The 7,572-nt window shown below is 35.0% G+C and carries 12 protein-coding genes and 2 tRNA genes; 11 read left to right on the top strand and 3 right to left on the bottom strand.

All coding sequences use genetic code 11. The annotated features are described in order from the left end of the window. Nucleotides 1–26 precede the first annotated feature (26 nt). Both JCM19034_RS09685 and JCM19034_RS09680 read left to right on the top strand, forming a co-directional pair. A tRNA-Asn gene (locus tag JCM19034_RS09685) sits at nt 27–101 on the top strand. A 9-nt stretch (nt 102–110) separates the two neighbouring features. Beyond that, nucleotides 111–186 (top strand) — tRNA-Thr (locus tag JCM19034_RS09680). 96 nt (nt 187–282) lie between these two features. On the opposite strand, the gene JCM19034_RS09675 is transcribed toward JCM19034_RS09680, so the two are convergent. From JCM19034_RS09675 to JCM19034_RS09665, 3 genes are all read right to left on the bottom strand, one after another. Continuing rightward, a complete protein-coding gene (locus JCM19034_RS09675; RefSeq protein ID WP_062049255.1) occupies nt 283–645 on the bottom strand; it encodes a hypothetical protein in 363 nt (120 codons plus the stop codon). Nucleotides 646–695: 50 nt separating this feature from the next. After that, the gene (locus tag JCM19034_RS09670; RefSeq protein ID WP_062049253.1) at nt 696–1,238 is read right to left on the bottom strand and encodes an ImmA/IrrE family metallo-endopeptidase; all 543 of its coding nucleotides are present in this window, start codon (nt 1,236–1,238) and stop codon (nt 696–698) included. A 140-nt stretch (nt 1,239–1,378) separates the two neighbouring features. Beyond that, nucleotides 1,379–1,732, bottom strand: a complete 354-nt coding sequence (locus tag JCM19034_RS09665) for a helix-turn-helix domain-containing protein (protein WP_062049251.1) — start codon at nt 1,730–1,732, stop codon at nt 1,379–1,381. A 195-nt stretch (nt 1,733–1,927) separates the two neighbouring features. Between JCM19034_RS09665 and JCM19034_RS22245 the strand changes: the two genes are divergently transcribed. The 9 genes from JCM19034_RS22245 (at nt 1,928) to JCM19034_RS09630 (ending at nt 7,513) form a co-directional block, all read left to right on the top strand. Further along, nucleotides 1,928–2,080 (top strand): XtrA/YqaO family protein, encoded by a 153-nt coding sequence (locus JCM19034_RS22245; RefSeq protein ID WP_197276378.1) that lies wholly within the window; start codon nt 1,928–1,930, stop codon nt 2,078–2,080. Nucleotides 2,081–2,234: 154 nt separating this feature from the next. Further along, a complete protein-coding gene (locus JCM19034_RS09660) occupies nt 2,235–2,648 on the top strand; it encodes an ArpU family phage packaging/lysis transcriptional regulator (RefSeq protein WP_062049249.1) in 414 nt (137 codons plus the stop codon). Nucleotides 2,649–2,790: 142 nt separating this feature from the next. Beyond that, nucleotides 2,791–3,114, top strand: coding sequence for a hypothetical protein (locus tag JCM19034_RS09655; RefSeq protein ID WP_062049246.1), 324 nt, complete (start codon nt 2,791–2,793; stop codon nt 3,112–3,114). Then, nucleotides 3,054–3,323 carry a DUF4355 domain-containing protein gene (locus JCM19034_RS24825; RefSeq protein ID WP_082393942.1) on the top strand — a complete coding sequence of 90 codons (270 nt, stop codon included), beginning with the start codon at nt 3,054–3,056 and terminating at the stop codon, nt 3,321–3,323. The genes JCM19034_RS09655 and JCM19034_RS24825 overlap by 61 nt, the downstream gene beginning before the upstream one ends. 63 nt (nt 3,324–3,386) lie before the next feature. Then, nucleotides 3,387–3,782, top strand: coding sequence for a hypothetical protein (locus tag JCM19034_RS09650; RefSeq protein WP_062049244.1), 396 nt, complete (start codon nt 3,387–3,389; stop codon nt 3,780–3,782). Further along, a complete protein-coding gene (locus tag JCM19034_RS09645; protein ID WP_062049242.1) occupies nt 3,775–4,212 on the top strand; it encodes a phage tail tube protein in 438 nt (145 codons plus the stop codon). Before JCM19034_RS09650 ends, JCM19034_RS09645 begins: the two co-directional genes overlap by 8 nt. A 94-nt stretch (nt 4,213–4,306) precedes the next feature. Further along, a complete protein-coding gene (locus JCM19034_RS09640; RefSeq protein ID WP_062049240.1) occupies nt 4,307–4,684 on the top strand; it encodes a hypothetical protein in 378 nt (125 codons plus the stop codon). Between the two features lie 10 nt (nt 4,685–4,694). After that, nucleotides 4,695–5,255: a Gp15 family bacteriophage protein gene (locus JCM19034_RS09635; RefSeq protein ID WP_062049238.1), complete on the top strand. Its 561-nt coding sequence runs from the start codon at nt 4,695–4,697 to the stop codon at nt 5,253–5,255. 248 nt (nt 5,256–5,503) lie between these two features. Further along, nucleotides 5,504–7,513 (top strand): tape measure protein, encoded by a 2,010-nt coding sequence (locus JCM19034_RS09630; protein WP_062049236.1) that lies wholly within the window; start codon nt 5,504–5,506, stop codon nt 7,511–7,513. Nucleotides 7,514–7,572: the final 59 nt, after the last annotated feature.

Below are 7,572 nucleotides of genomic sequence, written 5' to 3'. Positions count from 1 at the left end.
TTTTTTATATTACATAATTTTACTGTTCCACAGTAGCTCAGTGGTAGAGCTATCGGCTGTTAACCGATCGGTCGTAGGTTCGAATCCTACCTGTGGAGCCATTTTTTTATGCTTCCATAGCTCAGCCGGTAGAGCACTACCATGGTAAGGTAGGGGTCAGCGGTTCAAGTCCGCTTGGAAGCTCCAGACGAATCCATAAATGACACGCCTTTCAGTGATTGAAAGGCGTTTTTGTTGTATAAATAAGTATTGAAACAAGAAATTTGAACAAAATTCTTAAATTTAAAATAGACTGTTAAACATATAACGCTGTCGAACATTCATTTGAAGTAGCTCCTCAAGTTCATCTATTAGTATTAAAAAGTGACTAAAATTAAAATGTATGTTACTACCATTACTGACTGCGTCATGTATCACAGTTGGAATGTGTATAGAAAATCTTGTTAAGCAAAATGGATCACGTAATAGTGCCCCTTGGCTTACAGTTATAATTGACATTGAATCATGGAAGTCTTCTGGATGAAATCGTTCAAAGGGTGCTTCAACAGAATAATTGGCATATTCATCTTGCAAAAATGCAGTAGCTAAAAGCCACTTTGGATGTAACTGTCCATCTATTTCATCGTAATAAACGAATAATTTCATAAGATAAATTCTCCTCCCCGACTTGATCCTTTAATTGAGAGAGAATACGGTTAGTTGAATCGTATATCTTCCCCGGTTGTAGAGATTTTCTTTTTCTTTTGATTTTCAACTTTTTGCATTCGCAAATGGAACTCATGTCTTTCCTTCTCTCTTTTAATTGAATGAATCCGTTCAATAATAACTCTCTGAGGTAATTCAAATATATCACTTAATTTATCAATAGATTGGTACTTTATTGCAAAAGGCTCAAATAGATACCTTGGCATAGATAAATAAAGAGCAAGACGATTTGCTTGAGCCTCTTGCAAATCATTGAACCCTTTCGCAAGTATATTTTGTTCTCCTTCATGGGCGATAATGTGAGCTAGCTCGTGGAAAAATATAAAACGCTGCTCATAATATGATAGACGATTATCAATATAGATTAATGCAAAATCTTGATCATACAAACAGTTACTTGTTTTATTATGGTAACGTATTTCGACTTTAAACACCTCACAGAGATTTTCTATCGACAGTTGCTCTAAAGTACATATATTTTTTTCTTTCATTAGATTTGTAATTTGAATCTCTTTTAATGTTGCATATTGCACTGTATTATCACCTCATGTATAGGGAATGTATGTTCGTATCTAATGCGTAAATAAAAGTCCAAAAGGACCTTTATTAATCCCTTATACTAATATAAGGGGTTTTTTACATATTTGACAAAATACATAGTAAATTGAGTTTTTTATGAATTGTTCAATCTTTGTTGCATTCTTTTTTTTAATTTACGAAATTCTTCGCGTTGGCGCATTAAGTATTCTCTTTCTTCTTCATCTTCAACATCTACTGCACCACCGTCAAATGCAATATTAATTTCGGTTCGAGGCTGGTTTGTACGGCCGAGAAGATAGTCGGTATCAACATTAAAGAAGTCAGCAAATCTATTAATCATGCCTACATCTGGCATTCTTGCTCCGTTCTCATAGCCTGAAATAGTAGATTCGGCTAAATTGAACTTTGAACCAAACTCCTTAACAGTATAGGGAGTTTTGGTTTTTCTTAAATGACGTAACCTTTTACCAAATTCCTTTTTATCCATTTAATCACCGCCTCTCATTTATATTATAAAGTTAACTATGCAAAATGAAAAGTGTTAATAAAAAATTCGCAAAACGCATTGACGCTATTCATATTGCGTTGTATCATGGATCTATGAACGCATAATGCAAAGTGAGGGGGGAGAATATGCGGCTTAAAACTCTAGAAATCGATTCTAAAAACAAAAAATCTAGAAATGCCAATGAAAGAATTTGATATGCCTTTTGTTATAGTAGTCTCCGATGGACAAGCTAAATCAACAGAGTTACCAGCATATGGTGTAACAAGTATTATTACACACCAAAACAAAGTGAAAAGAGTTAAGTTTGATGAAGGTGAGGATTTTTAAAAGTTATGATGAATGCATTCGTTCTACCAGTCACCTGGAGGACACTGATGAGTACGGTATAATCCGTATCTTTCAGTGTCCTCTTTTTTCATGAAGGTTAAACGATGCACTGTAGCAATAGAAAAACGACACGAATGAGAGGAGATGTTGTATTATGTCATCCCGCCTAGAAGAAAAGCAGAGTAGGAATAAGATAAAGGAAAAGGTAGAAGCGGCATTAGAAAAGTATCAAATGTATTTATTATTGGTGGACGAGGCTGTCATTCCAAAAGTAACTCAATCGTATTCTATTATTCCACCAACGAAGACAAATGTATTTTATTCGAGTACGGAAAATGCAGCATTAGAAAGCATTGAAAGAAATAAGCAATATGGTCAGTACATTGAGCGTATTAGAAAAGCAATAAATAAACTGTCAGATCAAGAAAGGGCAATTATTATTAAGAGATATTTAGTAGGAGATACTTTTGATTATCAGGTATACAATGAGCTTAGTTTAAGTGAAAGGCAGTATTATCGTATTAAAAGTAAAGCGATTCATAAGCTAGCATTTATTTTACAGCTGTGATGGCAGACATTTGGCAGAATGAAGGCAGAGCATAACGCTAAAAAACGATTATGATGATAGTAAGTTAAATTTTCATTAAAACAAAACGTATTTGCAACTATTAGGCGTTGCTACTAGTAGGGGCAAAAAGGAGGAAGCGAAGGTGGACGTTTCGTCTAACAAGAAATATCTTGTTAACATAGAGCTTGAAAATAATGTAAACAGTAGGGATCAAAGGAATGCTAGGAAAGAGAATCAGCGTCAATTGATAATTCCAAAGACGGTTGAAGAATATCGTAAGGTGCTTCAAGCTGAGGGAGATAGAAGAGTAACAATGGCACTGGAAACAGCAAAAGCGAAATGGGAACAGGAATATGAACAGAGGATTAAGAAAGAGAGAGCAGAGGCTATAAAAGCTGCTCAAAAATCGGTAGAAAAAGAGAGAAAGCGATACTTGATAAAGCAAAAGTTGATAGGGAAGCATTAGAGAAGGTATTAAAAAAAACTGAATTAAAGCTAAAAACGATCTATCTATTAAATGATAGAAACCTGCCAATTACGTTTGTAAACTTTTTATTAGATCAGGATGTAGACAAGATTGAAAGAAATGTAGAAGACTTTCAAAGAGCTTTCTATAGTGCAGTAGAAGAGGCGATTACAGAGATGCCTAAAAAGAAACTTAATTGTAATCAATAGAATAGCTCATTACGGTCCATTTTATCTAATTAATTGGAGACGTAAAGGAAGAAGGAGCTTAAGATGGATATTCTGGAGCGACTAATTGTAGAGATTATAAATGAACAGGATTATGATCTACCTGTGGTATCACCTATTTTACTTGAAGAAAATAGTGTGGCTGTCATGGGTATATCAACAAATGATAACCGTCTTTATTATGATGGTTCAAAAGAGCAATCCTTTACTTTTCAAGTATTAGTTAGGCATGAAGTGCAGTTTGAAGCATACCGAACGTTACTGCATATTGCCAATTTGTTATTAAATAAAAAGGATGTTCGTAGCAGTCATTCTTATGATTTTATGCAAATGAGGATGGCAGAAGAACCTAAAAGGTTAGTAAAGGCAGAGGATTATTATATTTTTGCTGCACAATTTAGTGCTGAATTTTATATTAGAGGAGTGGATATTGATGGCTAGACAAAAGAATGCATTAACTGGATATTTTGTGGCTGCTATGCCAACAGCTGGAGAAGAACCTGAATACATGGAGTTAGCAAGATGGATTTCAACAGTTACGGATGATACAGATGAAACGAGTGAGGCTACAGGTTATTATGATGGGGATGGAAATCCAACTACAGATGTTACAGCTCGTTTAGAGCAATATTCGTTTGAAGGTATGTTTGACAAGGATGATCCTGCGATGGCATTTATTAATAGTATTAAGCGTGAGGTTGGAGAAGGCCGGAAAATTATGTTCAAAAAAGTTGAATCAGATGGAACAGAGGTTGAAGGCCCTGCTACGGTAACAGTACCCATTACGAGCGGTGGAGAAGCAACTGAGTTTGCGACTTTTAGCTGCACAATTGGATTTGATCGGAAGCCGACTATTACTGCAGTGCCCTAATGAGCCCCAGAGCATGATGGGGGAGTAGAAGATGAAATAGAATAAATGAACGGAGGGGAAACCCTCCTATTTTAATTATTGGAGTGATGATGAGATGGCTATAAAAATTGATATTCAAAAAACCGTAATACCAGTACAAATTGGCGAGTTAGAGTATACGGTTGATGTTTCAGATGAAGCAGTTAAAAGAGTAAGGGAAGGTTACCGACACATTAAAGAAGAAGTGGAAGCTATGCAGATGGGAGTCGGTTATGAAGAGGATTTCAACCGAACAAAAGAGGTGTTAGCTCAGTCTTTTAATTTAATATTAGGTGAGGATGCTTTTGAAGGCTTATATAATCAAACACCTTCAATTACACTGCTTGCCAAATATTTAATTATAATCGTCGAAAATTTAAATAATGAATTTGAAAAAGTTGGATTAACTCAAACTCAGGCAGATAAAGCTAAAAAATATCTTAAGAAGAAATAGGTGATAACAAGTGTTTAATCTTGCTTATTCACTTGAGAAGACCGTTGATATTGATGGCACATTATATGAAGTAGATATGAGTTATGATAACATTTTAAGGTTATATGAATTATTAAACGATGAAGAAATAGATGATAGAACACAAGTGGAAATTGCACTAGTAATGTTACTAGGGGTTGAACTTGATTTAAATATTCAGGTTAAGTCGGATATTTTAAGGGAAATTTATAATCAGTTAATTGCAGGAGATCGGCAAATGGAACAGGCAATTGATATACAAGGAAATCCCATGCCAGAAGTAGTGAAAGGGAACAATCCACCATATTCCATTAAACAAGATGCTGAATATATTTATGCTTCTTTTATGCAGGACTATCAGATAGATTTATTTGAACAGCAAGGGAAGTTAGATTGGAGAAAGTTTTTAGCTTTACTTGATGGATTGAAAGGCGATACGCGGTTTAAAGAAGTAGTGAATATTAGAACAATGGAATTACCAAGTGGAAAAGGGAGTGCAAAGCAACGTGAAAAGATAAACAAAGCTAAGAAGGCATACCAGTTAAAAGGATAATTATTTTAGTAAATATTAACATCCATTTGAGGAAGTAAGCAATAATAAAGCGTAACCGGATGCTTCTTAAGAAGTAGTCTTTATAGTCCTATTGGTGCACTTGTATGAGGAGCTATTGGTTAAAGAAATAACGCTTATATGCTTTCTAGATTGAGGAAGTACACAGGAAGAGTTTGAAAAGTTTTGCAAAACTAGTCATTCGTTTAGGGATGGCTATTTTTTATGCAATTTAAAGGCAGGTGAAATAAATGGGAGATGGGCAAATAGTTATAAACATAAAAATTAATGATAAAGTCATTTCGTCCGTATTAGATCATGTCGACAAACAAGTCAAAGAGCAAGAAAAGAAAAGTGAGAAAGTTGCTTTTAACTTAGGTAATATTGTGAGTGCATTAAACCTTGATTCATTTGCAAAAAAAGGAATTGAACAATTAAAAGAGTCGTTTATTGAGGGATTCGATCAAATTGATGTTATTGAGTCATTTGATCGAACAATGACTGCAATTACTGGAAGTAGTGATGTGGTAGCTGAAGCATTAGATAGAACAAAACAGGCTGTTACAGGTACTGCGTTTGGATTCGATACAGCTACTAAAGCCGTTCAAAGTCTTGTGACACACGGTACAGATATCCATAAGGCAACTGATTACATTGAGATATGGGGAGATGCAGTTGCTTTTTACGGTAATGGCAGTAGGGAGCAATTTTCTGATGTGACTGATTCATTAGTAAATATGCTTTCTACAAATCAAGTTTCAATGGATCAAATAAACAGACTATATGATGTAGGAATATCAGCTCCTGAAATGTATGCTGATGCGACAGGGAAAAGCGTCGAACAAGTTAAAAAGGGATTAGAGGATGGCACCATTTCCGCAGAGGATTTTGTAGGAGTAGTTACGAAAAGCATGAAGGATGGAACTGATAGCTTTGTTTCAATTGAAGGAGCTGCAAAAGAAGTAGGAGTAACGTGGGAGAACGTCTTTGATGTTATACGTGACTCGGTAACACGTGGTGCAACTACGATTATCCAATCAATTGATGAAATGCTTACGTCTAATGGTTTACCAGATATGCGAACAATGATGGTAGAGTTCGGGTTATTGTTTGAAAATACGCTTAATTCCCTTGCGGAAGCAATTCCCCCTTTACTTGAACGTTTAAAACAAGTGTGCATTATTTTAGAGCCTTGGCTACCGTTGTTAGGGAGTATTGCTATTGGACTAGGATCAGCTGTATTAGCTATTGCGGGATTTAACTCAACTGTAAAAACATTTAATGATGTCACTAATGCAATTAAACTCATGAACACAGCACTTTTTACAAGTCTATGGTTTTGGATTATTGCGGCTATAGTTGCGGCAGCAGTCTTAATTTATACTTATTGGGAGCCAATAAGTGGTTTTTTCATTGATTTATGGGAAAAAATAAAAGAATCTGGATTCGCGATATGGGAATGGTTGAAATCCGTGTGGGTAGAGACCGTTGATACGTTTATTATGTTATGGGAAGGTATTAAAGAGTTTTTCGTTGATCTTTGGCAATCAGTAGTAGAAGTAGCTGTTACTATTTGGGACCTAATAGTTGAACGATGGAATGAAGTGATCGAATCGATTTATGCTATATTTGGTCCACTAATTGATTTTTATATGGAGCTCTGGGAAAGTATATTCGCCGGTACTAGTCAAATATGGGAAAATATCATTGAATACTTTAGTAGCACCTGGGAAAATATTAAAATCATTGCCAGTGCGGCTTGGGAACTAATAAAAAATGCTATTTTAGGTCCAATCCTTTTGTTGATCAATTTGCTACAAGGTGACTTAGATGAATTTGCTGACAACCTTTATGCCATATGGGAAAACATTAAGGAAGCAGCTACAACGATATGGGAAACAATAAAAGAACAAATTTTATTATACGTTCAATTTGTTATTGATCAACTTGTCATTTTATGGGATGGGCTCAAGTCATATTTAATAGGATTATGGGACTCTGTTCTTTCTGTTGCATCTAATATATGGGATAAAATCAAATCAAGTATTAGTGATCGAATAAAGGCAACTCAGTTACTTCTTCGGGAGATATGGGAATCCATTGTCCTTAATATATTTCGAAAATTGGCTGATATATGGGATGAAGTGAAGAGGAAATTTAATGAAGTGAAAGACGCAGTAAAAGAAAGAATGGAAGATGTTAAAAATACGATAAAAGACATATGGGATGAAGCAGTTTCCTTTTTACTAATATCGATTTAAAGGATATTGGAAAAGATATTATTCAAGGATTAATTAATGGTATTGGCGGAATGGCAACA

Origin of the sequence: Bacillus sp. JCM 19034, from assembly GCF_001310635.1 — a bacterium.
Lineage (GTDB): Bacteria > Bacillota > Bacilli > Bacillales > Bacillaceae_D > Halalkalibacter.
This window is presented reverse-complemented; position numbering and strand designations above follow the sequence as displayed.